The organism is Chryseobacterium herbae (genome assembly GCF_025154075.1).
GTDB lineage: Bacteria > Bacteroidota > Bacteroidia > Flavobacteriales > Weeksellaceae > Chryseobacterium > Chryseobacterium herbae.
Genome location: NZ_JAOAMU010000008.1, coordinates 18,204 through 42,538, shown reverse-complemented (window position 1 = coordinate 42,538; position 24,335 = coordinate 18,204). Strand labels below are relative to the sequence as shown.

General features: G+C 38.8%; 19 protein-coding genes. 3 read left to right on the top strand and 16 right to left on the bottom strand.

Annotated features, from left to right (window positions below; translation table 11 throughout):
• Positions 1–19: 19 nt before the first annotated feature.
• The 10 genes from N0B48_RS20945 to DarG all read right to left on the bottom strand — a co-directional run bounded on the left by N0B48_RS20945 (position 20) and on the right by DarG (position 8,296).
• The gene (locus N0B48_RS20945; RefSeq protein WP_259841248.1) at positions 20–1,081 is read right to left on the bottom strand and encodes a beta-ketoacyl synthase N-terminal-like domain-containing protein; all 1,062 of its coding nucleotides are present in this window, start codon (positions 1,079–1,081) and stop codon (positions 20–22) included.
• Positions 1,078–2,277 carry a beta-ketoacyl-[acyl-carrier-protein] synthase family protein gene (locus N0B48_RS20940; protein ID WP_259841246.1) on the bottom strand — a complete coding sequence of 400 codons (1,200 nt, stop codon included), beginning with the start codon at positions 2,275–2,277 and terminating at the stop codon, positions 1,078–1,080. Before N0B48_RS20940 ends, N0B48_RS20945 begins: the two co-directional genes overlap by 4 nt.
• A 100-nt stretch (positions 2,278–2,377) precedes the next feature.
• Positions 2,378–2,635, bottom strand: coding sequence for a phosphopantetheine-binding protein (locus N0B48_RS20935; RefSeq protein WP_034727005.1), 258 nt, complete (start codon positions 2,633–2,635; stop codon positions 2,378–2,380).
• A gap of 80 nt (positions 2,636–2,715) precedes the next feature.
• On the bottom strand, positions 2,716–3,255 hold the full coding sequence (locus N0B48_RS20930; protein WP_259841245.1) for a 3-oxoacyl-ACP synthase: 540 nt from the start codon (positions 3,253–3,255) through the stop codon (positions 2,716–2,718).
• A gap of 10 nt (positions 3,256–3,265) precedes the next feature.
• On the bottom strand, positions 3,266–4,399 hold the full coding sequence (locus N0B48_RS20925; protein ID WP_259841243.1) for a beta-ketoacyl synthase N-terminal-like domain-containing protein: 1,134 nt from the start codon (positions 4,397–4,399) through the stop codon (positions 3,266–3,268).
• A complete protein-coding gene (locus N0B48_RS20920; protein ID WP_259841241.1) occupies positions 4,399–4,824 on the bottom strand; it encodes an acyl-CoA thioesterase in 426 nt (141 codons plus the stop codon). Before N0B48_RS20920 ends, N0B48_RS20925 begins: the two co-directional genes overlap by 1 nt.
• A complete protein-coding gene (locus N0B48_RS20915; RefSeq protein WP_259841239.1) occupies positions 4,814–6,082 on the bottom strand; it encodes an ABC transporter permease in 1,269 nt (422 codons plus the stop codon). Before N0B48_RS20915 ends, N0B48_RS20920 begins: the two co-directional genes overlap by 11 nt.
• Positions 6,069–6,827 carry an ABC transporter ATP-binding protein gene (locus tag N0B48_RS20910; RefSeq protein ID WP_259841237.1) on the bottom strand — a complete coding sequence of 253 codons (759 nt, stop codon included), beginning with the start codon at positions 6,825–6,827 and terminating at the stop codon, positions 6,069–6,071. Before N0B48_RS20910 ends, N0B48_RS20915 begins: the two co-directional genes overlap by 14 nt.
• Position 6,828: 1 nt before the next feature.
• The gene (darH, locus tag N0B48_RS20905; protein ID WP_259841235.1) at positions 6,829–7,824 is read right to left on the bottom strand and encodes a BtrH-related acyltransferase DarH; all 996 of its coding nucleotides are present in this window, start codon (positions 7,822–7,824) and stop codon (positions 6,829–6,831) included.
• A gap of 67 nt (positions 7,825–7,891) precedes the next feature.
• Positions 7,892–8,296 carry a flexirubin biosynthesis protein DarG gene (gene DarG / locus N0B48_RS20900; protein ID WP_259841233.1) on the bottom strand — a complete coding sequence of 135 codons (405 nt, stop codon included), beginning with the start codon at positions 8,294–8,296 and terminating at the stop codon, positions 7,892–7,894.
• 264 nt (positions 8,297–8,560) lie between these two features.
• Between DarG and N0B48_RS20895 the strand changes: the two genes are divergently transcribed.
• Positions 8,561–11,473: a M16 family metallopeptidase gene (locus tag N0B48_RS20895; protein ID WP_259841231.1), complete on the top strand. Its 2,913-nt coding sequence runs from the start codon at positions 8,561–8,563 to the stop codon at positions 11,471–11,473.
• 80 nt (positions 11,474–11,553) lie between these two features.
• On the opposite strand, the gene N0B48_RS20890 is transcribed toward N0B48_RS20895, so the two are convergent.
• The 6 genes from N0B48_RS20890 to N0B48_RS20865 form a co-directional block, all read right to left on the bottom strand.
• Entirely contained in the window at positions 11,554–11,823 is a 270-nt protein-coding gene (locus N0B48_RS20890; protein WP_259841230.1) for a hypothetical protein, read from the bottom strand.
• 426 nt (positions 11,824–12,249) lie between these two features.
• The gene (locus N0B48_RS20885) at positions 12,250–12,693 is read right to left on the bottom strand and encodes a hotdog family protein (RefSeq protein ID WP_259841228.1); all 444 of its coding nucleotides are present in this window, start codon (positions 12,691–12,693) and stop codon (positions 12,250–12,252) included.
• A gap of 5 nt (positions 12,694–12,698) precedes the next feature.
• Positions 12,699–13,130, bottom strand: a complete 432-nt coding sequence (locus N0B48_RS20880) for a hotdog family protein (RefSeq protein ID WP_259841227.1) — start codon at positions 13,128–13,130, stop codon at positions 12,699–12,701.
• Entirely contained in the window at positions 13,130–14,269 is a 1,140-nt protein-coding gene (gene darB / locus N0B48_RS20875) for a dialkylresorcinol biosynthesis protein DarB (RefSeq protein ID WP_259841225.1), read from the bottom strand. Before darB ends, N0B48_RS20880 begins: the two co-directional genes overlap by 1 nt.
• Before the next feature lies 1 nt (position 14,270).
• Complete coding sequence (locus N0B48_RS20870) at positions 14,271–15,185, bottom strand: dialkylrecorsinol condensing enzyme DarA (RefSeq protein ID WP_259841223.1); 915 nt, start codon at positions 15,183–15,185, stop codon at positions 14,271–14,273.
• A 43-nt stretch (positions 15,186–15,228) separates the two neighbouring features.
• Complete coding sequence (locus tag N0B48_RS20865; protein WP_259841221.1) at positions 15,229–18,882, bottom strand: MMPL family transporter; 3,654 nt, start codon at positions 18,880–18,882, stop codon at positions 15,229–15,231.
• A gap of 331 nt (positions 18,883–19,213) precedes the next feature.
• Between N0B48_RS20865 and N0B48_RS20860 the strand changes: the two genes are divergently transcribed.
• Both N0B48_RS20860 and N0B48_RS20855 read left to right on the top strand, forming a co-directional pair.
• Positions 19,214–20,353: an EpsG family protein gene (locus N0B48_RS20860; RefSeq protein WP_259841219.1), complete on the top strand. Its 1,140-nt coding sequence runs from the start codon at positions 19,214–19,216 to the stop codon at positions 20,351–20,353.
• A gap of 310 nt (positions 20,354–20,663) precedes the next feature.
• On the top strand, positions 20,664–24,095 hold the full coding sequence (locus N0B48_RS20855; protein ID WP_259841217.1) for a T9SS type A sorting domain-containing protein: 3,432 nt from the start codon (positions 20,664–20,666) through the stop codon (positions 24,093–24,095).
• Positions 24,096–24,335 lie beyond the last annotated feature (240 nt).

Genomic DNA, 24,335 nt, shown 5'->3' with positions numbered 1-24,335 from the left:
TAGATGTTTTCCTGTTTTATTAAGCTCTTTCCAACAACATCAGACTATGATCATTTCCAGCCAGATGATTATAAAGAAGAATATTTTTAATGTCTGTCTTTTGCGCTGAACGGATCATCATAACTTCCGGAATGTGCTGCTCCTTCAAAATATGACAGGCCATAAATGTAGAAAAACCACTTGCCGTATTGAATTCCCCGCTCAAATGCTTGTAATACAGTAAAGCTGAATTCTGAAATGCATTCATTGCTCTTGTGTAATAAACATCAGATGTTATATCACCGCTGAATCCTAAAATCACAGCATCGATATCTTCATGCTTCAAATCGTTTTTAGCTAAAAAATCTTTTATAAAAGAGGGTGTTTCTTCTATAACCAATCTGTTGATGATCTGAATATCTCTAAGTTTGGCGTAAGAATTTTCAGTTTTATTTTTTCCTAAAACAAAAAAAGCGGCACCTTCGCCCCAGATCACGCCATCCGTTTTGGAATGTAAATAATCAGCCGGAAGATCTTCTTCTTTTTTTATGGTATTGTTAAGACGGTAAAGTTCCATGGTTCTGGCCGTCTGCTCATCTGCAGCGCCTACGAGAACATTTTCAGCTTCTCCGTCGTTGATCTGAAGCTGAGCATCCAGAAAAGAGAATTCCAGTGAGGAAGACGTATTGACATACGTGAAATTGTACGCATGACACTGAAGTCCCAGAGCAATCTGCCCTGAAACGGTGTTATGGGTCGATTGAATGAAAAATGTCGGAGTCAGGAACTCTTCGTTATTATCGATTACGTTTTTCAGAAACTTTTCAGAATCCTGGGAACATCCCATTCCCGTTCCTACAATAATGGCATCCGGTTTTTCAATTCCAGCTTCTTTTAAAGCATAGCTGGAAGCTACGGAACTCATTTTTACGGTCTTAGACATCCTCCTGATCATCGCAGGCGGAATGAATTCTTTATAATTGGGATCTACAGCTTTTAAAATCTGAACAGATGGGTCAGCTTTAAGATCCTGGAAAAAATTTTCTTTTAAAGTGTCCTGAACAGAGATGCAGGACGCACTGTTGATGTATACTGCGGTCATGATTTTGAGAAAATTAAGGTAGAACAGTTACCTCCGAACCCGAACGAATTGGAAAGAACATGGTTGATATCCTTCTCTTTCAGTTCTGTAACCGGAGTTAAATCAAATTCTGCCATTTTCGTTTTGAAATTCAGATTGGGGAAAATGACGCTGTGCTGCATCGCCAAAATGGAAAATACCGCTTCAATTCCTGCCGCCGCCGCCAGAGTATGTCCTGTAAAAGCTTTGGTAGAACTGAATTCAGGAACCTGTCCTTCACCGAAAATTCTGATCATGGCAATTCCTTCTGATAAATCATTATTGGGAGTCGCCGTTCCGTGAACGTTGATATAATCGATATTCTCTTTTTCCAGTCCGGATATTTTAAGAGCCTGCTGCATGGCGAGAAAAGCGCCCTGTCCGTTTTCTGACGATGCGGTTTGATGATGAGCATCATTCGCATTGCCGTAGCCGGAAAGATAAGCCAGAACTTTTTTGTTTTCCTTTTTTACGACATTATCAGATTCAAGAACGATAAAAGCGGCTGCTTCACCAAGATTCAATCCTTTTCTGTCGTTATCAAATGGCGTATTGTAAGAATCTGTAAGGATCATCAATGTATTGAATCCATTCAAAGTAAATTTTGAAAGAGAATCAGTTCCACCCACGATCACACGGTCCAAAACTCCGTTTTTAATCAGTTTAGCGCCCATCATAATAGCATTCGCTGCTGAGGAGCAGGCTGTGCTGATGGTGGAAACCATACCATTTAACCCAAGATAGTCAGCGATGGCCAATGAGGAATTTCCTGCATCATGAGCATCGATGTATTTTTGCTTTTCAGGAAAGTCTTCGTAAGAGTAGAAATACCTTTCAGTGATATCCATTCCGGCTACACTGGTAGAAGAAATCAGCCCGGTTTTGTATTCATTGATATCTGAAATTCCGGCGGATGCTACAGCTTCTCTTGCGGCGATCATGCCCAATAAAGAAGTTCTTGTCACATTATTGTCTTCAGGCAGCTGAAGTTGTTGTACAAGTTCTTCATTAGACCATTTTATCTCGCCTGTTTTTATAGTTCCGGCATGGCGGGTTTCAAACATTTGAATGTCAGAAATTCCATGTTTTCCGGTTTTTAACGAAATAAAATTTTCCTCCACATTGTTTCCGATGGAGGAAATGATGCCCATTCCTGTGATGGCAATTTTCTTGTTCATTTATTATTTTAATATGACAGTGTACCAATGTACCAATGTATCAATGTACCAGTTTACCAATAATTGCTAGACTGCTAACCTGTTACATTGGTACATTTATTTATTTCGTTCTGTTGTCTTCAATGAATTGAGCCATTGTGTCGATAGACTGGAAAATTTCCTTTCCTTTTTTAGGATCGGCTAATTTTATTCCGTAGTCTTTATCCAAAAGAACAATTAGCTCAAGAGCGTCGATAGAATCAAGACCCAATCCGCCTCCGAACAGAGGATCCGTATCTTTAATCTCTTCTACAGAAACGTCTTCAAGGTTTAGAACTTCAATGATTTTGTGCTTTAATTCTGTTTTTAAGTTTTCCATAATTATTTAATTTACCAGTTTAACAATGTACCAGTTTACCAATAATTGTTACATTGCTACACTGTTATAGTGTTACATTTTTATAGGGTTAGCAAATATACAAAAGCTTTATAATTTTCCTGATAAAGTTCCGTCCAGCCGCAGAGAACTTTTTCTGCTTTCCCGGACAGCAGGATCTGCTCTGCATAGTCATTTAAAAATTGTTCATCTAATTCATCCAGAACGAAAAAAGCATTCTCCGTCTGCATTTGATGTCTGATGCTGATCTCACCTACGCAGATGTTAGGTAAGGTGTAGACAAACACGGCCGGACTCGGGAAGTAATTTTCCTCCGAGTTGATACTTTCCTGGTATTTGAAATCTGTATCCAGGCTGGATGATCGGTTAGCAAAAACCACTGCTGTTCTGCTGTGATCTTCATCTTTTAAAATCATTTCAGAGGCGAGAAAAGCAAGCTTACTCAGATTATCCATCTTGTGAAATTTGGGATAATTGATTTCTAAACTTTTATAAGCTTCTTTCGCAAAATCGTGAAATGTTTCCGTCTCGCTTTCAAAAACAGGATGTCCGTTAACGGTTATTTTGGAATGTTCTATGGTACAGCTGTCCGTTTTCTTCATCACTTTCATTTTAACATTTTTCTAAAACAATCGCTGCATTGCATCCGCCAAAACCTGAAGCTGTTTTTAAAATATACTGAATAGCTGCAGACTGGTTTTCTGTAATGATATTCAAAGGTTGGGAAACTCCCGTTTCTTCAAAGTTTTTAGAAGGAATCAGCAGTCCGTGACGGGCGATTTCCATGGAGATAATGCTTTCCAAAAGTCCCGATGCGCCAAGACAGTGACCGTAATATCCCTTCATGCTATTTAATGGAGCATTTTGAAGTTCCATTCTGTTGAAAGCGATGGCTTCCATCTCGTCATTGTAGATGGTGGCGGTTCCATGGGCGGAAATAAAATCAACCTGATCAGAGGTGATATTTGCTTCTGTCATTGCATTTTTAATGCTTGCGTAGAGCCCGTCTCCCGTTCTGGAAGGTCCGGAAATGTGATTGGCATCATTCACTGCGGAGTCTCCTGAGATTTTAAACCTAAGTTTTTCGTTTTCGCTTGGAGCAGAGGTAATATACACTGCTGCTGTTGCTTCACCGATATTGATTCCGTTTCTGTTTTTGTCATAAGGCTTGCACGGTTCTGTTCCGATGGCCTGGAACGAATTGAATCCTGAGATCACAAATTCCGAAACCTCATCACCGGCAATCACGAAAGCATCTTTATATTTTCCGGTCTGAATCATGTTTTTAGCAACGGCAATAGCCATTACTCCTGAAACGCAGGCATTGGAAACCACGATTGGTTTTGTTTTAAATCCAAAATAATCAGCAATTTTTTGTGCTAATTTTGACAGATAAACACCTTCCGGTAATTCCGTCTGATTTTTTAATAAGGTGATATTCCCTTTGGTCGTTGATAAGATAAAAGCTGTGTCTTCTGAGATTTCATGCTTGTCAACCAGAGGTTTTAAACTTAGAACAAACATTTTCTCCAGTCTTGTAAAATCCTGACTTTCAAAATTGCTTTTAAATTCTTCTTCCAGCTTTTCAGTATCAATAACTGAAGCATAAAAAGCTTCCTGATTTTCTATCACTTGATGCAAACCCACGCCTGATTTTCCTTCTACCAGATGATTCCAGTTAGAAGTGACGTCAAAACCTAAAGGAGTGACACAGTTGTAGTCTGTAATAAAAATTTCTTTCTTCATTATAATCCCATTTTATCTTTCCATGCCTGAAAAAACTCAGGATTATAAAGGCATAAGCTTCCATTACTTTCTAAGAAAACCTGAATGGTTTCTCCACTGCATACCAACTGATCATCCTGATTGAAAAGTTCATAGGTATAGATCAGTTTGGCAGATACGGAATTCACAAAAGTGGTAACAATTTTGAATGTTTCTCCATATTTTAACGGAAGGAAATGTTCACAGGTGCTTTTTACAATAGGCGTTACATAGCCTTCTCTCTGAATATCGAGATAAGTAAGGCCGTGCTCTCTTCCGAAAGCTTCTCTTCCGTCTTCGAAATACACGATATAATGTCCGTGCCAGACGATGCCCAGCGGATCTGTTTCGTTAAATCTTACCCTTACTTCTTCCGTACAGGTTAATATGTTTTCTTTAGACTGCATTTTGTTTTCGTTCGTAAAAAATAGAAATAGTGACCATCGCAATATAGAATGCAAAAAGGAAAGCAAGTTCTTTAGCAATTCCTCCGATACCGCTGTTTCTTAAAATAATATCATAATAGGCATTCAGTCCCCAGTTCATCGGGGAGAATTTGGCTACGGTCTGCATAAATTCCGGCATTAAAAATACAGGAACCCATATTCCTCCGATAGCGGCCAAAACCACTACTGAAGTAGCCCCAAAAGGAGCAGACTGTTCCTGGGTATCTGCAATAGTTCCCAGTAAAACCCCAAATCCGATGGCTGCCAGTCCGGAAAATAAAGTCACCACAATAAGCTGGAACATTTTCCCTGAAACATCAAATGCCGGCAGATCCATATAAGGGAAAAGATAGATTCCTACAGCGACCATCAGTAAAAACTGAATGATACAGATGATCAGATAGGTAAATGTTTTTCCTAAAATATGAACAAAGTACGGCGTCGGGCTGATCCTTGCTCTTACGCTTGTTCCCTGACTTTTTTCTTTGACTAAATTGATAGAAAGCGGAACGACAATAAAGAAGATCGCAAAAAGGGTCCAGGCCGGAACATTGTGCTGAACTGAGTTCGGCATCACATCCATGGCTCCTTTTTTCGGGGTGATCTCTTTGAAACTGATGAGGTTTTTGTTCTCATCAAGGTTTTCTTCCGTTCCCAGCTGATCCTGAAAGGCTTTGTAGATTTTTTTGTTTTCGATCTCAAAAACCATTTTATTCACGGAATTCATCACGGAGTTTTTGAATCCTGCATTGGTCGCCGGATCAAAATACAGATGAATTTCTTTGGCTTTCGGAGCTGCTTTTTTCACAGCTGCTGCGTCACCTTCCAGTCCGAACGAACTTACGATCGTCTGAACTTTGGAATCTATATTTGAATTTAAATCTTTCGTTAAATTTTCAGGAATGACAATCGCCATCTGGTAATCTCCGGAAAACACGGCTTTCTGCGCTGACTTTTCGGTGTAATTCGTCAGCAGCTGGAATGTTTTGCCGGTTTCAAGTTCCAGTTTTATATTTTTGGATACCTCAGACTTGTCATTGTCAATGAAAATAATCGGGATTTTTGAACCTTCCAGATTTTTGAAAGTAGAATCCTGAATTAAAGTGATCGTTACAATTAACAGCAACGGCATGACGAAAATAATGACAATTCCCCCAATATCTCTCTTCAGAAGAAGGATTTCCTTCACGAAGCTTCTCCAAAGTTTATACAACAACATCTCTTAGTTCTTTTCCTGTTAATGATATGAAAACGTCTTCCAGGTTTTCAGCGTTTGCGATCTGTGCCACCAGTTCTTCCGGCGTTCCTACCGCGTGAATTCTTCCTCTGTCGATAATAGCGATCTTCGTACAGAATTCTTCCGCCTCGGAAAGGTGGTGAGAGGTGTAAATGATACACGTTCCGTTTTTATTCAATTCCTGCAGGAAATCAATGATGACTTTTTTAGACTGAACATCAACACCTACCGTAGGTTCATCGAGGAACAATACTTTCGGATTGTGAAGCGTTCCTGCGATAAGGTTGCATCGGCGTTTCATTCCTCCTGAAAACTGTTCTACTTTTTTATTTGCAAACTTTGAAAGGCCCATGATTTCTAAAGATTCATCGATGGTTCTTTTAAGTTCTTTATGCTTTAATCCATACAGGCTTCCATAAAACATTAAGTTTTCTTTAGCCGTAAGAGTAGGATAGAGCGCGTATTCCTGAGGCACAATTCCGATGATTTCTTTGATCTTAAAACTGTCTTTCTGAGGAGACAGTCCATTGATCGTAAATTGTCCGGAAGTCGGTTTGATTAATCCTGAAAGCATAGAAATCAAAGTGGTTTTCCCGGCACCGTTTGGTCCCAGAATACCATAGATCTCATTTTTCTCAATATTCAGCGAGATATCGTTCACAGAAAACTCCTCGGAGTTTTTGTACTTTTTGTATAGATTTTTGATCTCAATCATGTTCTCTGCCATATCAGATCGCTTTTCTCAGTTTTTTATAGAAAGCTTCTTCCAGGTCTGCGATATGAAGCATAGATTTTGAAAGGCTGTTGTAGATATCGCTTTTTGAATTCCTGTTTTTGTAAACACGGGCAATATCCACGGCAAAGTCTCTCCACAGATCACCGATAGCAGTGATTTCTTTGGACAGTTCTTTTAATTCATCATTTTTAAGAATAACAGCTGCTTCCTGAAGAAATGCGCCATAAATAAACCTGAAACCGCCGCCGCCGGTACCGATCTCTTCCTGCATTCTGATCAGCTGTCCGAGATAATGGTTGGTAACTTTAGTTCCTTTCTTTGCTGCCCATTTCGGGATGCTTCTGGCGACCCATCTCATGGCTTTTACCCCGATAAGAGGAACCGGAGCCAGCATATTTTTGCAGGTGTCTTTGATTCCTTTTTTGATGGCTTCTTCAATATTTACATTTTCCGGGATGTAAGTCGGGTAATACATATGTCCTTTTGGAGGCAGTGCGCCTTTGGCATATCTTACTTTTTCCAATTCAGCTTCGGACAGGGAAGTTGTATAATCCATTACCGGATCGCTGATGAGGAATTTCCCGTCTTCTTTTCCGTATACCACAAGGTTGTGGGCATTGAAGTGGAATTTATATTCTTCAGGGAAATAGGTAAGGTTGAAAACGCCTACCTGAAGTCCTGTCGGGATATTCTGATTTAAGTTTCTTTCTAAAGCGGACTGTGCCTCTTTAGGATTTGAAAATTTTTCTCTTTTGATTTTAATTCCCAATCTTTTGGCTGCTTTGCTGAAAATAGCACCGGGCATCGGACGATAGCTGAAGCCTGGAGCAAAATTGACTTTCAAAAATGGCAGATAGACAAAAAACAGTCCGGAACCGATCCCGAAGATCATTGGTTCACTGAGTTTTAAGCCTTTGTTGAGTAACAGATTGGAGGCAACACCGTTTTCGCAATGTGCGGTCTGATGGTGTTCAAAGTTAAGTTTCATTTGCTGCTTTTATCTTTTTCATTGGCGAAATGAAATTGTGCATAAGATGATATGCTTCATTTCAGTATTATTTTCCGTCAAAGTTCTTTAATTCATCCACTGAAATCCCGAATGCATCGGCATATTTTTTCAGTACGGATTCGTTTAGTGTTTTAAATACTCTTGGTTTTGCGTGTCTTTTCACTCTCCACTGCCACATTCCGACGTAGGAAGCGAGGACACTCAGATCCATTTTATTCAGTTCCATGAAATACATGATGGGACTTGATATCTGATTAACGACGTCCTGTCTGGCTTCTTCAATTCTTTCATGAATAAGTTCCAGAGATTCTTCCAGGGCTGCTTTTTTAGCTTCCCAGCCGATGCTGTTGGCTGTCGTATAATTATCGTTTTCATCCGTCACATACAAGACTTCGGTCATGTTTGCTGACTTCAGATTGCTTTCATCCTGAGGCAGGTCTTGTTTTTTCATGTAAACCGTATTATTTTTTTACTTTAAGATGAAAATTCATTCACCTTTTTAATTCTTTTTAATCAGTTGGCTAAAATAGTGAAAATACATTATATGTAAATCATATTAAATTATAATGGGCCGAATGCGTGTTTTTAAGGGGTAAAATGGTTTTTTAACACAAAAATATTAATTCCCAATTTGTAACATTTATGCTGTAACAAGTGTATATTAAATGTAGACTAATAAGGTTCTAAGAAATTTGGATTAAAATAAATAAGACTTATGAAGAAATTTTTTATTTCTGTATCGCTTTTCTGTATGATCAGTGCGATGGCGCAGAAATTTGACACACAAACACTTACAGATAATCAAGGCTATACTTATCAAACGGTAAAGAATGATCAGTCCGGAGTAAGAGTGTATACTCTGAAAAACGGATTGAAGGTGTACCTGGCTAAAAATGATGATGCTCCGAGAATTCAGACCTATATTCCGGTAAGAACAGGGTCAAATAATGACCCTAGCGACAATACCGGTTTGGCGCATTATCTTGAGCACATGGTTTTCAAGGGAACTTCTCATTTGGGAACTCAGGACTGGGCAAAGGAAAAAGCTGTGCTGCAGCAGATCTCTGATCTTTATGAGCAACACAAAGCTGAAAAGGACCCTGAAAAGAAAAAACTGCTCTATAAGAAAATAGATGAGGTTTCATTGGAAGCATCTAAATATGCAATTGCCAATGAATATGATAAAGCGATTTCTTCTTTGGGAGCAACCGGAACAAACGCACATACTTCTCTTGACGAAACGGTTTATAAAAATAATATCCCGGCCAATGAGCTTGAAAAATGGCTTAAAGTAGAAAAGGAACGTTTTTCGGAACTGGTACTTCGTCTTTTCCATACTGAGCTGGAAGCGGTTTATGAGGAATTTAACAGAGCTCAGGATAATGACGGACGTCTGGTAAACTATGCTATGCTGGAAGCACTTTTCCCTAAACATCCAAACGGGCAGCAGACCACTATCGGTACTTCAGAGCATTTGAAGAGTCCTTCAATGGTTGCTATTCATAAATATTTTGATACCTATTATGTTCCTAATAATATGGCGATCGTATTGGTAGGTGATCTTGATTTTGATAAAACAATCAAACTTGTTGATCAGAATTTCGGTTCTTTCAAATACAAGGAACTTCCAATGAAGAAAATGGTGAGCGAAGAGCCAATGACAAATATCGTATCGAGAACGGTAAAGAGTCCAAGTACGCCTAGAATGACGATGGCCTGGAGAACGGATTCTTATGGTACGAAAGAAGCAAGATTAGCTGATGTAATTTCGGAAATCCTAAGCAATAGAGGAGATGCAGGATTGATTGACCTTAATATGAATCAGACTCAAAAAGTATTAAGCGCAGGAGCTTATGAATCTGCTTTTAAAAGGTATGGTGCTTTTACAATGTCTGTAACTCCGAAAGACGGTCAAAGCTTTGATGATGCTAAAAAACTGTTATTGGATCAGTTGGAGCTTGTTAAAAAAGGGGAGTTCCCGGATTGGATGCTGAAAGCAATCGTTAATGATAAAAAGGTACAGCGTATGAAGTCGTGGGAAACTGCAGACGGACTGGCGACTACACTTTATGATACATATATTAATGAGAAAACATGGCAGGAGGAACTGGATGATATCAACCAATACGAGAAAATCTCAAAGGCTGATGTTGTAAAGTTTGCGAACGAATTTTTCAAGAATAACTATGTGGTTGTTTACAAAGAAAAAGGAGTGAATGATAAACTGGTTCGTGTACAGAATCCTGGGATTACTCCAATTAAACTGAACAGAGAAGCACAATCTCCTTTCCTTAAAGATATTTTAAGCACTAAGGTAGCTGAGGCCAAACCTGAATTCATCGATTATAAAGCGGCGATCCAGACGACTCAGATCAAGGACAAGAAAGTAAGCTTTGTAAAGAATAAATATAATGATGTAGCACAGATCAGCTATATCTTCCCTTTCGGAACAGATAATGATAAGGAGCTTTCAGTAGCAGTAACCCTTTTCGAATATCTTGGAACGGATAAATATACACCTGAGCAGTTGAAAGGTGAGTTCTATGAACTGGGAATCACGTACAGCTTCAGAACTTCAAATGATCAGTTAATAATCACATTGAGCGGTCTTGAAGCCAATATGAAGAAAGGTGCTGAGCTGATGAATCACTGGGTGACGAATGTAAAAGCAGACAAAGACACTTATGCAAAGACTGTGAAAACCATATTGGAGGCAAGAGCCGCCGGTAAAAAGGATAAAACAAGAATCATGGCTGCTCTGACGAATTATGCTAAGTATGGCAAGAATTCGAGAATGGCGGACATTGTTTCTAAAGAACGTCTTGAGAGCATTGATGCCAATGAACTGACTAAGAAAATCAAAGCACTGAATCAGTCTCCTTATGAAGTGTTCCTGTACGGACAGGAGCAGTCAGGTTTAGAAAAAGCAGTGAAGCCATATATTGCAGAAACGAGCGTTCAGCCGGCAAAAGCTAAAGAATATACGGAGCCTGCAGCAGACGGAAAAGTATATTTCACCAACTACGACATGGTTCAGATGGAAATGTCTAAAGTAGCTAAAGGTAGTGACGTAAACTTAAGTAACTTCGGAAAAGCGAATGTTTTCAACGAATATTTCGGAAGAGGATTGTCTTCTATTGTCTTCCAGGAGATCAGAGAAAGTAAGTCACTGGCTTATTCTGCTTATGTTTCTTACGCTAATGCTACGGAGAAAGGACATGCAAACTACATCACCAACTATATCGGAACTCAGGCCAACAAGCTTCCGTTAGCGGTCAATGCAATGAATGATCTTATGGTCTCTCTGCCACAGATTCCTGCACAGTTTGAGAACTCCAGAGGTTCTGCCCTGAAGCAGATTGCATCTAACAGAATTAACAGAACGAATATTTTCTTTAATCAGATGGCGCTGAAAAAGCTGGGTGTAGATTATGATATCAGAAAAGATATTTATTCTGAGATTCAGGGGCTGACTTTACCGCAGCTTACCAGTTTCTATGATACTGAGATCAAGCCTGTAAAATACAATACAGCGATCATCGGTAAAAAAGAAAACCTGAATATGGAATCCATCAATAAAATGGGAACGTTCCAGGAGGTATCTCTTGAAGAAATCTTCGGGTACTAACCCTTTATGATACCAATTTTTTTAAGCGGAGCAGCAATGCTCCGCTTTTTTATTTTCTGATTTTAATTTGGAAAATACATTTATCTGTTTGGACGGTATTTCAGTTTTACCAGCAGATACACTTCCTCTTTGTCAAGATCATTGCACCAGGTACGCTGTGAAACCACAGCATCATTATACAGATCAAGATCATCCATATTGTTATAGTATTCCAGTCTTTCGGAGGTTTTGTATTTAAAAAATGAAATAAGATTCACTTCATCCCCAATTTGCGGAGCGATTGGAAACTCAACAGAATTTTCAAAATCAAATTCAACATTATCCGAATAGAACCTTACTTTTACACTCATACTTTTATTTTCATCAAATATATCGAAAAATAAGGGTTATTAAATATTTAGGGAAGGAAGAGGGAAGATGGAAGGAGAAAGTTACCGGCAGGCTTTCCATATCTGATAATTTATCTTACAATTGATGAGATAGTTTTAAAAGAACAATAAAACCCGGCTTAAAGTTGTTCTCCGACTTCAATAACTTCCCGCTCCCAGCCTCCGGCTCTCCTCTTCACAATCATCTGTGAAAATCCGTGCCATCCGTGGTTAAGAACATAAAGCCAATCTTTTTACAAATATCCACATCAATAGGGGCGGGCTTTAGCCCGCTTACAAGATATACGCTTTGCAAAAGGCTTTAGCCAAAACCTAACCTTCGCACCGATGTAGCAAAAAAAACCGCACGGTAATCGTACGGTTATATAGTTTAACTAAAATAGATTCTTAAGATTTTACCTCCTGAATAAACAGATTGATCTCCGCCCTGATCAGCAGCTCATCATCATTAAACGTCTCGCAAAAGATATTACAGATATTTTCATACTGAGAGATCAGCGAGGCTTTTGAAATGATCTTATCCCCTGTTTTAGGAAGACCGAAAAGTTCGATCTTTTTAATATTGGTGATAAAACCAATCACTTTGGTATCTGCTTCAGGATTTTCAAAGAAGCTTTGTCCCAGAATAGAAGAGCAGGTTTGGGCAAGATTTTCAATCAGGCCGGCTTCCACAAATTCATTATTGTGTACGAAAACATTATCTTCTTTAATTTCAAAGGAAGTCACAACTTTTTCTTTGGTCAATTCCAGAATGTAATCTGCCATCAGCATCGGTTCGCGGTGCGGCAGAAAGTTATGTATATTGATAAGTTGGTCTTCTTTGATCTCCATGACAGTTATTTTACAGCAGTTTTCATTTGGGATTTTGCAATGATCCCGCCATTCAGTTTCGTGACAATATCTACCAGCGTTACGCCCATTACTTCATGCAGGATCGTTACTTCCGATACCAGACGGTCGCCTGTTTTAGGAAGGGTTTCCGCTTCAAAAGATTTGATGGCACCGATATATCCGGTAGGCGCTTCTTTTCCTAAAAGATAATACTTGTAACCGGTATGTAAAGCCACACTCTGTGCCTGATGCTCTATAAGTCCCGAAGCCTGAAATGTTCCGTCCTGGATAAAAATGTTATCATCTTTGATCTCAAATCCTGATACCAGATGATTTTCAGAAAATTCCGTAAGTTCATGAACCATGACAAACGGAAAACGCTGGGGAATAAGGCTTCCCACAAAATCTGTATCGGATGTTGGCAGTTGGTTCTCCATTAGCAAACCGTTAATAGGGCACAAGAATAGGCAAATCTTCCGCTTTCAGGAACACAAAGCAATACTTTTTCTCCTTTTTTCAATGTCCCGGAATTCATTAATTCTTCCAGGGCAACGAAGATAGAGCCAGCGCCGATATTTCCAATATCAGAAAGGTTGTAGAACCATTTTTCTGCAGGGAAATCCATTCCTTTTTTAGCAAATTCATCTTTCAGGCCGTCCTTGAAATAACCTGAAGAAATATGAGCCAGAACGTGATCGATTTTTGCGGGATCTAATTGATGCTTGTCGAAAGAAGATCTTAAGCTTTCCGCCCCTTTTACCAGGATGTATTTGTCCAGAATCTTGGTGTCTTGCTTGATGGCAAAGATAGACTGCTTCAGCCATTCATCAGAAGGGTAGTCTGCCCATGATTTAAGGCTTCCGTCCTCCTGCTTATCGCATCCAGCATACATACAGGCTTCGATCTCGTGAGCGTAAGAATAAAAATCGATGAACTCTATTTTTAAAGAAATTCCGGTTGCTCTTGGCTTATTTTCAAGAAGGAATGAACCTGCACCATCAGAAAGCATCCATCTCAGGAATTCTCTCTTGAAGGCAACGATAGGTCTTTCTTCCAATACTTTTAAATTTTCGGCTTCATGGTTGAATTTATCTGCGGTCATCCATGCAGACATTCTCTCTGAACCTGCACATACGGCATTTTCATTCACACCGGCTTTTACAGAAAGGAATCCGTAGTTCAGGGCATTCATCCCGGAATTACAAAGACCTGTAGCGGTATTAATTTCAATAGATTTACCGATATTCAGCTCGCCATGAACCATAGAAGCGTGTGAAGGCTGCATCTGATCCGGAGAAGTAGTTCCTACGGACAACAGTTTCATATCTTCCTTTTTGAAATTTTCATCGAATAGTCCTTCTACAGCTTTTGCGGTAAGCTGTGCATTGGTGTGAGTAGGATTTCCTTCTTTGTCCAAAGCATAGTATCTTGTCGTGATCTTGTTATTTCTTAAAATCAATGATTTTGCTTTAGAAGGAGCGTCATTTATCAGACCAAGATAAGTCTCCATTTCATCATTTGATACCGGGTTATTAGGTAAATATGTTGATGCTTTTGTTATAAATACGTCGTACATTCTATTTTAAATTAATTCCTTGTAAATATGTTTTTTGTTTTTGTCTTTTAAACCAGAATATGGGGGTTGTCAGTAGGTGTAACACTAAGACGACAGGTGAGATAATCCATATCGCGGCCATCAAATATACCTTAAAGAATTTTATCAGCAATGGACGTTTCTCTTTTTTCTTTATAATGAGATTAGACCATATGGTGAATATTTTATTTCCTACTTTTTCTACCCTTACCAAAAAAGGGCGGATTTCTATCGCTCCGTTCTGTACCAGTTCGGGTTGGAGACCGGAAAGATTTCCACCGTTGAAATACTTTTCTATGATACGGCCGTATTTTACAGATCCTGAAATTTCTTCATCTGAAACTCCCGCAGCAGGAAGCATTCCTGATTTTTCTTTCTGTCCTGTAGTCAGCCAGCGTAATATCGTCAGTACACTTGTATAATTGTCATGTCTGTCCACTAAAGCGATGTTTCCTACCAGCTTTGCTCCAAGGTCTCTTAAATATACCTTTAGCTTCTCCTGAGAAAGCATCCACATATTTCTGGTTCCGGAGATCGTCACCACATCCGTGTCTTTCAGAATCTTTTCCGCAAAACCACTTTTTAAAAAGGAGATGATAGGAATAGATGGTGTAAGGTACCATACCTGATATCCGAATAAGATGAGGTCATACTTTTTATTCAGAATTTCTTCAGAAGGTGGAAAGATCTCTTTCGGGATCTGAAGATAAGATTCAGGGAAAGTATTGAAGAAAACATCTTCAGGCCAAGGGAAAGGAAAATCCTCTTTCAGCTGAATATTATAGTACGTAACGTCATATTCCTCCTTTTTGGCTTCAAAAGGCTGTGCCATATTCTTCACAATATCTTCCAGCTGTCCTGTCTGTGAATAATAGATTACGAGTATATTTTTTTTCATTAATATTCTTTAGCGATTACAAAAATATGCTTTTCATATTTATTTAGTGTTTTTTGAATATTTTTATTCCTTTTGAATTAAATTCTTCATAATAATCTGAATTATCAAATTCTGAATGAATTGTATTCAGGAAGATAATCGTCTCAGGAAGTTTCTCCAGTGTATGAAGGTCAAAATGCTGATCCGAAACCAGAAGAGTATCAATAGTCTTATGGATTTCAGAAACACTTTTGATATAATGAATCTTTCTTCTTTTCACCAGATAAGTCTGCATAGCAACCTGCCTTTTTTCTTCATCGGTAATGAGTGAGAAGATCCTTCTTTCTGCCTGATAAAGAGTTAAAAGTACATCTTTTTGTCCAAAATCGTCGGCTATGTGCAGAATAGATGCATCTCTGGCAATATACTTATTCAGTTCAAAATAAACCGATTTATGGGCATTGAAATCATTCTTAATTTCTTTTACCACCTCACTGTCTTTGAATAAATAGCTCAGAAATAATTTTTTCCTGAAATAATTTTCATCCTCCAGTTCAGTTCTCAACTCTGCAAACTTTTCTCTGAAATAGGCATTGATCTTTTTCGTTCTTTCGGAATAGTTTTTCCCAAAGCTCAGATCGTCCTTGCTGATTCTGTCACCAACTTTTACGGTAATGCTTCCATCATAGATGATGAAATCCCCCTTCGGCAGTACTTCAGAATTTCCGTGAATGTATAAGGGCAGAATATCCAATCCGAACTGTTCTGCAAGATAGAAGGCTCCTTTGTGGAATCTTTTTACATCATTCGTATAAGAACGTTCCGCTTCCGGAAAAACAACCAGCGAATATCCCTGATCAATCTTTTCTTTCAGCTTTTCCATACCATTCTCTATTCCCTGAGAAACAGGATAGAAACCAAGTGCTCTTACCAGTTTTCCGAAAACCGGAGAATCATACACCCAGTCATTCACCAGATAAATGATCTTATGTGTTGCCATGGCGATCGCAAGTGTGTCCAGGAAAGAAGTATGGTTGGCGATGATCACGGCTGGTCTGCTGAAATCTTCTGCCGGATTTTTTATCACTCTTTTTCTTACAAAAGGACTAAGATGCAATACCGATGTTAAAAATTTAGCTAAAATTAATTTAATAATATCTAAAGTTTTCCCTTTTGATCTCTTGATAAATATACTTCCGATCAGTGAAAAGACCAATCCTCCCAATCCGTAGTAAAAGAATGAAATGATACATCTTAACAACAGTCTGAAAGTGATAGGCGAAAGTCCTTTCTTAGCTCTGTTTGTAATCAGTAATCTAAACCAGAACGGATAAAGCGTTGAGGTAATAATGATCACGGAAAACATTCCGATCAAAGCAACCAGCGCCAGTGAATGTAAAGCCGGATGTTTGGCAAAGATCAGAGACCCGATCGATAATATCGTTGTAAAAACTGCCAGAATAATAGAAGTTCTGTAAGTCGGAAGTTCGTTTTTCCCGGTTGTATGCTCCTTCTGCATGGCCTTTGTAAGGAAAATACTGAAGTCATCTCCCACACCGAATACCAGTGTACAGACCACTGTACTGAAAATATTTAATTCCAATCCAAGAAAATACAGAATACCGGCTGTTACGACTCCGGTCAATACAATCGGAAACATTGTCAGAACCGTAAGTTCAAAGTTTCTGAAGAAAACAATGATCGTCAGAACGATGGCGAGAAGAGAGTAATTGATGAGAGTACTGAAATCTTTCTTCAGCAGTCCCAGAAAGTTTTCATTCATCTGCTGTCGGTCGATGGCCAGTGCGTCGTGATGCTTCTCAACATCTTTTATAAAGTGATCCCTCTTCTTCTCATCTACCTTGACTACATTGGAAACCGTATAAAAACCGTTTTCATTACTAAGGAATTCGGAGATCTGTAATGCCTTTACTTTCTCGTAATCTTTAAGACTTAATTCCGTATAATTTTTATTTAAAACTTCATTAAATTGAGCAAAAGCACCGCTGTTGAACCCAAATTGATTTCCGCTGCTCACGAGCTCAGAAACCGTGCGGTTCTTTTTATCCGGATCCCAGAATTTCTTCCAGGTTTCAATCCTTTGTTTCTGATCTTTTTCAGAAAGGACAACGTTTCCGAGAGAACTGTAGCTCAGAATTTTTCCTTCCTTCTTTTCTTTTTCAAGGAAATTGCTCAGGCGGGAGTTTCTTGCCAGCGCTTCTTCCTCAGAATCTCCATAAGAAATGGTATAAATAGATTTTGAAGTAATGTCGGAAAGCTTCTGTAGTTTGGCTTCACTTATTTTTAAATCTTTCGGAATATAATTAAGGTCCCCGATATCTTCATTAAATCCTACATGCCTGAAACCAAAAAGACACGCCACTATAATAATGGAACAGCCAATGATCAGAGGTTTGTTTTTCTCATAAGGATAAGATCCGATCTTATCGATGAAATTGGTGCTCTGATGATCTTCTTTCTGTTTCGGCTTATAAAGCTGAGGAACGATGATCAATGCCGTGATGGAAGAAAAAATGACAGTAATCGCTGCAAAAAGACCCAAATCTTTCAACGCTTCAGAACGCACAAATACCAGACACAGAAAAGAGACGGCCGTTGTGGCACTGCTCAGTACGATGGGTTGTGTGATTTCTTTGTAAAGCTCTTCTATATTGTTATTATGCTTATAATGGGTAAGAATATGAAGGGCATAATCTATCGTAATTCCAATAAGGATAGCACCTACGCTTAAAGAAATAGCGGAAATCTTATCTTTAATGAAGTAAAGAATCAGCAGGGCAAGAAGCACTGAAAATACAGTTGGGAGAAATACAATAATCGGAGTAAAAAAGTTCCTGAAATAATAAATAAGCAGGATCAGTAGCACCGTCATTGAGATCATGACTGTATTCTGGATGTCTTTTTTAATCTGTTGGGCATTCGCCACGGCAATCACCGGAGAACCGAAATAGCTGAGCTCTGTTTTTCCTTTGAACTGTTTGTTGATGCCGTCTTTTATTTCATTAAGCTGATTGACAAAGGCTTCATTGCCCTTGGTGTCATTGCTTTTATTTTTCGGTTCAATGAATAGGAGCAGGTTTTTTCCGTCTTTGGTGACAATGTAATTATCTTCAAGCTTGAAATCTTTGCTGATATTTAAAGCATTTAATTTCTTAATACCTAAATAGGTTATTCCCAGCGGATCTTTTTTGATAAACTCTTTTGTCACAAGACTCGTTGGAGAAACCAGAGATACGTAATTGTTCTCTACACGTTTTGAAATGCTGTCTTTCTGAAGTTTCCGTTCAATTTCCTTATAATCGTTTTCATCAAGGAACAAAGGAAGATTCTGGTTCACAAAATCAAATGTTTCTGAAATTTCACTATCATTCACCTTTCCCTGAACGGAGCCAATGTATTTTTTCAGAGGTTCCACTTTCTGCAGAAAAGTGTCAGCGGTTTCAGAAAGCTGGAATTCATCTTCCTTAGATTTATTTTCTATGATCACGATGATCTTGTCCGAAAAATTCAGCTGTTTAAGAACTTTTGCCGTAAGATCTGATTTTTCATTTTTAGGAATAATCTGGTTAATATCCTCTTCGAAATTGATTTTTGAAGCAAAAAAACCGCATACTACAGCTATTCCTAGCGTAATAATTACGGAAAGAATCTTATTTTTGGAAATCAGATAATATAAAAATATAAAAAAACGATGCATTACAATGTGAAATCAAGTCTGCAAATTTAATTTTTTCAGCATTAGTTCAAAACATTTAGGCTATAAGTTTTGTCTGAAAATCAACAAAATATTCTAGGCAGAATAAAAAAATATTCTACTTTTGCAAAAGTTCCCTTTCAAAAAATATATTTTAAACCCATATTATTATTAAAGAAATAAGAATCTGTTTAGATATGTTGAAAAAAAATGATGAAAAAATAGACGGATTTCTATTCCCCATAGCATTTCCTTTTCTGCTGTATTTCCTATCTGGTGACAGATCTGGATTTTCCCCCTGCGCTGCACCGATTAAAAAAAACGATAGACTAGCATGAGTATACTACATCCATATTTCTTAGTTGCAATTGTCTACATGCTTTTTTTCAGTCTGATGGAAGTTTTTGGAAAAAAAGTAGAAAAAAAGTGGCTTTGGTTTTTGGGAGTATATCTTATTATACTGGTTGGTTTCCGTGATAATGTAGGACCCGACTACGGAAGTTACAGAGGACTGTACATCTATTCCGATACCAAAAGTTACGAAAGTATCTTTCTGAAGATGCTGCATATAGAAGGCTCTGATCAGCTGGATGTAGAATGGCTGTATACTTTGATCAATAAAATATTGCTCAATATATTCGATGCTCCTTTTTATGTCCTCACGCTCGTGATCGCGATCTGCGCCATCTTTTTTAAGATAAAATATACGGAAGACAATACTTTTTATCCCTTTACATTTACCTTGTTTATGTTTGTTCCTTACTTCTTTGTTGGAGAGAGTGGGCAGATCAGGCAGAACTTAGGAACATTCATTGTTTATTTTGCCATACGGTATATCAAAGAGCGGAAACTCTGGCATTATCTCTTCTTTATATTTATTGCATCCGGAATCCACACGGTAAGTTATCTGTTTCTTCCGCTGTATTGGCTGGCCCGTATTCCTCTGAGCAAAACCGTAATGCTGGTGCTGATTATAATTTCAATATTTCTTTCGCCTTTTGAAATCTACCGGGTTTTTGGGGATTTCCTGAGTGGTATGGCGTCGGACAATATCCTTGTAGAAGGTCTGAACGGATACATGGACGAATCCATAGAAAGACTAAATGGTGGTTTTGGGATCCCGGAGGCCATGATGATGATCCTCACGTTCTTCCTTTTTGCGTTCGATACCAAGATGAAAGAACTGTATCCATACTACGAATACCATAGGGCCTATGCGGTAATAGGGATATGTTTTTACTTTATTTTCAGAAACAATCCGGTATTTTCGTCCAGGTTGGTAGGAGCTTTTATTGGGTTCTCTTACATCATTATCCCGAATACAATGTATGTGGTTTCGAGTGGGATGAAAAAAGTGATTTACTCCTTTATCATAGCCCTTGTTATTTTTAATTTTATTGTTTTCTGTTCCTTTAACAATATCAAAGTCGGCAGATTTACAACGGAACTTTATAATAATCACATTCTTCCTTAGTACGTAATCTATTGATCATATCATACAAAAGACAGCGGCAGAGCTGTCTTTTTTTGTGATCTTTTCTGTATTATTTCCCGGGAATATTAAGATATATTCAAGTTGAAATTTCAGGATCCGATATGTCATTTGAATCATTTATTTTTGCATCCTGTGAAACGAGTTGTGCCGTTTTTATATTTATAATCTTTTACTGATTGATTATTAATAGTGTAATTTGAATATTGAATTCTTATTTATGTTATTAATGGTTTATAGTTAGCAAAGGATTAAAAGTTGTATTTCCTGAAGGGCACACAAGTCTAAGGATATGAAAAATTTAGTTAAAAATTTTGCGGCAATTTTTTGCTTAGTGTCGATTGGTACCTATTCCATGAATAGTAGGGAATTAAATGAAATTCCTCCCTCGTATAGATATACGGAAAGATTAGTGTCAACAGGTGATACCTTGCGTAAACCTGGTAGCAGAGAAGCGGCTCCGGACTGGACAAAAGCTCCCAATAGCTATATTTTTGATCCCGGTCAAAGCAGTGAAGGTCTGTTGATTCCGGTACGAAAAGCCTACGCCATGTGGGCAGAAGATAAATACATTAAAGACGGCGGAATTCCTGCCGGTACAGTAACAGCCGATGTATTGTGGGAAGATACCCACGGTCTCATCAAATCAGGAACGGGTTATTCTCTCGAGGTTCTGGATTCTAATCAGAACGCCAAAATAAAAGTTCCCATCAATAAAACCAAAAAAGGAAATGCCGTCATCGCCTTCAGGGTAAACGGAGAGATCTATTGGAGCTGGCATATCTGGGTAACTGACGATCCTGGTAACGGATCAACTTACAAAAGTTTTAGCAACATCACAAGAATGAAGACTGACGGAACTGTTGAGCCTGTTCCCGATGCCGACTGGAAGTGGATGGACCGTAATCTCGGTGCTTTGAGTGGCTCCATTACTTCCTCAGACTGGAACAGAAATATCGGATTGCTCTATCAGTGGGGAAGGAAAGACCCGATTCCACCATTGTTGACAAGAGGAAATGACTTTTATGAAGTATCAGGTTCCGTGGGGAGAGTGAGACACAGAGCAGCGAAGAACTTTAACGGTGCTGTAAGTATCGATAACTTTACGAAGTTCGTTGCATTAGCAAATGCTGAAGTGATCGGGAATATCAGACTTTCAGTGAAAAATCCGTTAAGCCTGATTTATGTAAATAAAGATGACAGCAGTAATCAGGCCTATTACAATAACAATCCGAATCTTCCGGTCAACTGGTTTGGCCGCTTCCTGGAAATGGGCGACGGCAGGCTTTCTGAACTTAATCTTTGGTCTGATAATTCCCGCGGAATGATCAGTGCGGATTATAATAATGACAGCAGTGCACAGCCATACAGAGACAAGTCACCTTACGACCCGTGCCCGAATGGATGGAGAGTCCCCTCAATGCTTGTTGCCAATTTAGGGTCCCAGTCTTACGAAGATGATATAAGAGTAGATTTTTCTCCTTTCGGTGTTAGAACCAATATGGCTAAAAATGTTTTTGAAACAAATAAATACCACTTCATAAAACCTACGGATGCCGGTATTCCTGCATTCATGACCGGATTCCGGGTTTATCCCAATTTTGGTTTTGTTCTTTCCAATGTGGGAGGTAATGATATGGGTGTTTTTCCGGGAACAGGACAGTTGATCAGGGATGCACATGAAGGACAGTATACCGATCAGCATCATGTAGCTTTATGGACCGCTACGATGGGCAGACATTTTGATGGATCACCCACCGTACTTACCAGAGGACTTTATATGATCCCTGATAAAGGACAGCCGGATGTTCCTGATCCAGCCTATCCCAATATTAAAGGAAGATATACCTACATGCCCATGTCAGGAATGTATACCTCCGAAGCTAATGGCTGCCGATGCATCAAAGATCCGCTTTATGTTGTGAATAAATATAATTTCCCTTCTGAATATTTAGCTCCGGCTTTAGAATACGGAGAGGGAATTAATAATCCCAATACCTATCAGGCTGTTAAGAATACCCAGCCTTTTACAGTAGAAATTCCTGTAAGCAAAGCGTTTTCAGTACAGAGTCAATTGCTGAATAACCAGGGGATTCTGGATCCTTCCAGTTTCAGCAATTTAAAAGCGAATGTGCTGTGGACAACCAATACAGCTCTGATTAATAAGATAAGTGTGGTTAATCCTTCACCTTCTTCAATCCAAAGCATCGGCAGCTCAAAAATTTCAGTGGAGATCAGACCCAATCAAAGCGGAAATGCTGTGGTAACGCTTCATAACGGAAGTATTACATCTCCGGTATACTGGAGCTGGCATATCTGGATCACGGATTCTGCTCTTGCATCCTTTAATTATACCACAGAGCTTCCGGCAAATGAGGCGATAAATTATGTGAATTATGTAAATAAAGCAGATGTCGTTCTTCAGACAGAGTTTATGGATAGAAACCTCGGAGCAACAGACGCTCTCCCTATGGTGGCCAATGGACTTAGTCCCACCACTGCGGAGCTTGCCAAAATCAGAGCTTCGACAGGAATGCATTATCAATGGGGAAGAAAAGACCCGATTCCTACATTTCAAAACGCAGATAACAGAGCTTCCTATACTATATTTCTGGGCGCTGCAGCCGACAACGGGACAGTTAGTTATACAACACTCACTCCTGCTACTTACAATAATATGTCAGGAAATTATATTGTTCCATACAATACGTATGCAGCGGCTTCAAACACACAGAGTACAGACCGACCGGCAGAAAAAATAGCGAAAGTACTGTCTTACTCTGTTAAAAACCCTTTGGTGTATATGATTCCAAGTTCTTTTGCCCCGTATAACAGTGCAACGCCGAATTATACCAATGGAACAGACTGGCTGGCTAATGAACCGAACCTTGCTCCGGACCGATGGGGAAGAGGTGGGAAGAAGTCTCCTTTTGATCCATGTCCTGAAGGCTGGAGAATACCCGATATTACAAGTTCTGCTTTGATCTCGAATCAGGATTTTGGACAATCGCCATGGTACAAAAAAGATAAAAAGGCTGCCACCTTTTACAGTGTGACCACAGATTATTCAGGAACAAGAGTAAGGAATCCTTCTACCACTTCTACGATAGGATATATGTTTAACGGTGCTAATTACACAGTGGGGAATTTTCCGGATTCGGGCTCGCGAGGCTTCAGAAGTGTTCTGGCGAATCAGTCTCCGCAAGGAACTTTTAATACAGTCAATTTTCAATATCCGGGAGTCTGGACTGGATCTTTGGCTGCCAATTATCTGGGAAGATCCATTAATATTCTATTTGATGCAGCATCTACAGCCAACCGTTTTATCGCTTTTAATGATAATAATGATCCGTATTTCGGAACGAGCTGCCGATGTGTAAAAATGAAATATGATTCCGATGGAAATGAAGCCGGACCTATTCCGAAATTGCAGGTTACAGTTTTAGCATCAGGAAAAGGAGCGGAAATTTTAAGCAGTGCTGAGGTGAAAGAAAAAATAAGTGAGAACAAAATCACTTTATTCCCGAATCCGGTAAAAGATATTCTGTATAGCGCTGCACCGGAACGACATGGGTATTATTATCAGCTCTATAATATGTCCGGACAGCTGGTGAGATCAGGTAAATTTGAGAACGGGAAAACAGATCTTTCTACGCTCACGTCAGGAATATATTTAGTAAGAATCAATAATTCTGAAAAAATTGTGAAAATCATCAAACAATAAAACTAAAAAAAGCAATAGTAGAGCAGAATAGGGTTTCCTGTTCTGCTTTTTTATGCCTTTCATATACGTTGCATCTATCAGCATTGGTGAAAAATTCTATATCATCTATTTTATTGAAGCTAAATTTTACCCTAAACTGTAGGCTCTAAAGGAGTTGATATCTATAAAAAGGCCCTCGGAAAGGCCTGTTAAACGCATCTAAATATTAAATTAAACTGTTTTAACAAAAAGTATATAATA

What these genes read in the sequence shown, in the direction of transcription:
- N0B48_RS20945 (WP_259841248.1), bottom strand. Translation starts at nt 1,081, where the DNA reads ATGACCGCAGTATACATCAACAGTGCGTCCTGCATCTCTGTTCAGGAC.
- N0B48_RS20940 (WP_259841246.1), bottom strand. Translation starts at nt 2,277, where the DNA reads ATGAACAAGAAAATTGCCATCACAGGAATGGGCATCATTTCCTCCATC.
- N0B48_RS20935 (WP_034727005.1), bottom strand. Translation starts at nt 2,635, where the DNA reads ATGGAAAACTTAAAAACAGAATTAAAGCACAAAATCATTGAAGTTCTA.
- N0B48_RS20930 (WP_259841245.1), bottom strand. Translation starts at nt 3,255, where the DNA reads ATGAAGAAAACGGACAGCTGTACCATAGAACATTCCAAAATAACCGTT.
- N0B48_RS20925 (WP_259841243.1), bottom strand. Translation starts at nt 4,399, where the DNA reads ATGAAGAAAGAAATTTTTATTACAGACTACAACTGTGTCACTCCTTTA.
- N0B48_RS20920 (WP_259841241.1), bottom strand. Translation starts at nt 4,824, where the DNA reads ATGCAGTCTAAAGAAAACATATTAACCTGTACGGAAGAAGTAAGGGTA.
- N0B48_RS20915 (WP_259841239.1), bottom strand. Translation starts at nt 6,082, where the DNA reads ATGTTGTTGTATAAACTTTGGAGAAGCTTCGTGAAGGAAATCCTTCTT.
- N0B48_RS20910 (WP_259841237.1), bottom strand. Translation starts at nt 6,827, where the DNA reads ATGGCAGAGAACATGATTGAGATCAAAAATCTATACAAAAAGTACAAA.
- darH (WP_259841235.1), bottom strand. Translation starts at nt 7,824, where the DNA reads ATGAAACTTAACTTTGAACACCATCAGACCGCACATTGCGAAAACGGT.
- DarG (WP_259841233.1), bottom strand. Translation starts at nt 8,296, where the DNA reads ATGAAAAAACAAGACCTGCCTCAGGATGAAAGCAATCTGAAGTCAGCA.
- N0B48_RS20895 (WP_259841231.1), top strand. Translation starts at nt 8,561, where the DNA reads ATGAAGAAATTTTTTATTTCTGTATCGCTTTTCTGTATGATCAGTGCG.
- N0B48_RS20890 (WP_259841230.1), bottom strand. Translation starts at nt 11,823, where the DNA reads ATGAGTGTAAAAGTAAGGTTCTATTCGGATAATGTTGAATTTGATTTT.
- N0B48_RS20885 (WP_259841228.1), bottom strand. Translation starts at nt 12,693, where the DNA reads ATGGAGATCAAAGAAGACCAACTTATCAATATACATAACTTTCTGCCG.
- N0B48_RS20880 (WP_259841227.1), bottom strand. Translation starts at nt 13,130, where the DNA reads ATGGAGAACCAACTGCCAACATCCGATACAGATTTTGTGGGAAGCCTT.
- darB (WP_259841225.1), bottom strand. Translation starts at nt 14,269, where the DNA reads ATGTACGACGTATTTATAACAAAAGCATCAACATATTTACCTAATAAC.
- N0B48_RS20870 (WP_259841223.1), bottom strand. Translation starts at nt 15,185, where the DNA reads ATGAAAAAAAATATACTCGTAATCTATTATTCACAGACAGGACAGCTG.
- N0B48_RS20865 (WP_259841221.1), bottom strand. Translation starts at nt 18,882, where the DNA reads ATGCATCGTTTTTTTATATTTTTATATTATCTGATTTCCAAAAATAAG.
- N0B48_RS20860 (WP_259841219.1), top strand. Translation starts at nt 19,214, where the DNA reads ATGAGTATACTACATCCATATTTCTTAGTTGCAATTGTCTACATGCTT.
- N0B48_RS20855 (WP_259841217.1), top strand. Translation starts at nt 20,664, where the DNA reads ATGAAAAATTTAGTTAAAAATTTTGCGGCAATTTTTTGCTTAGTGTCG.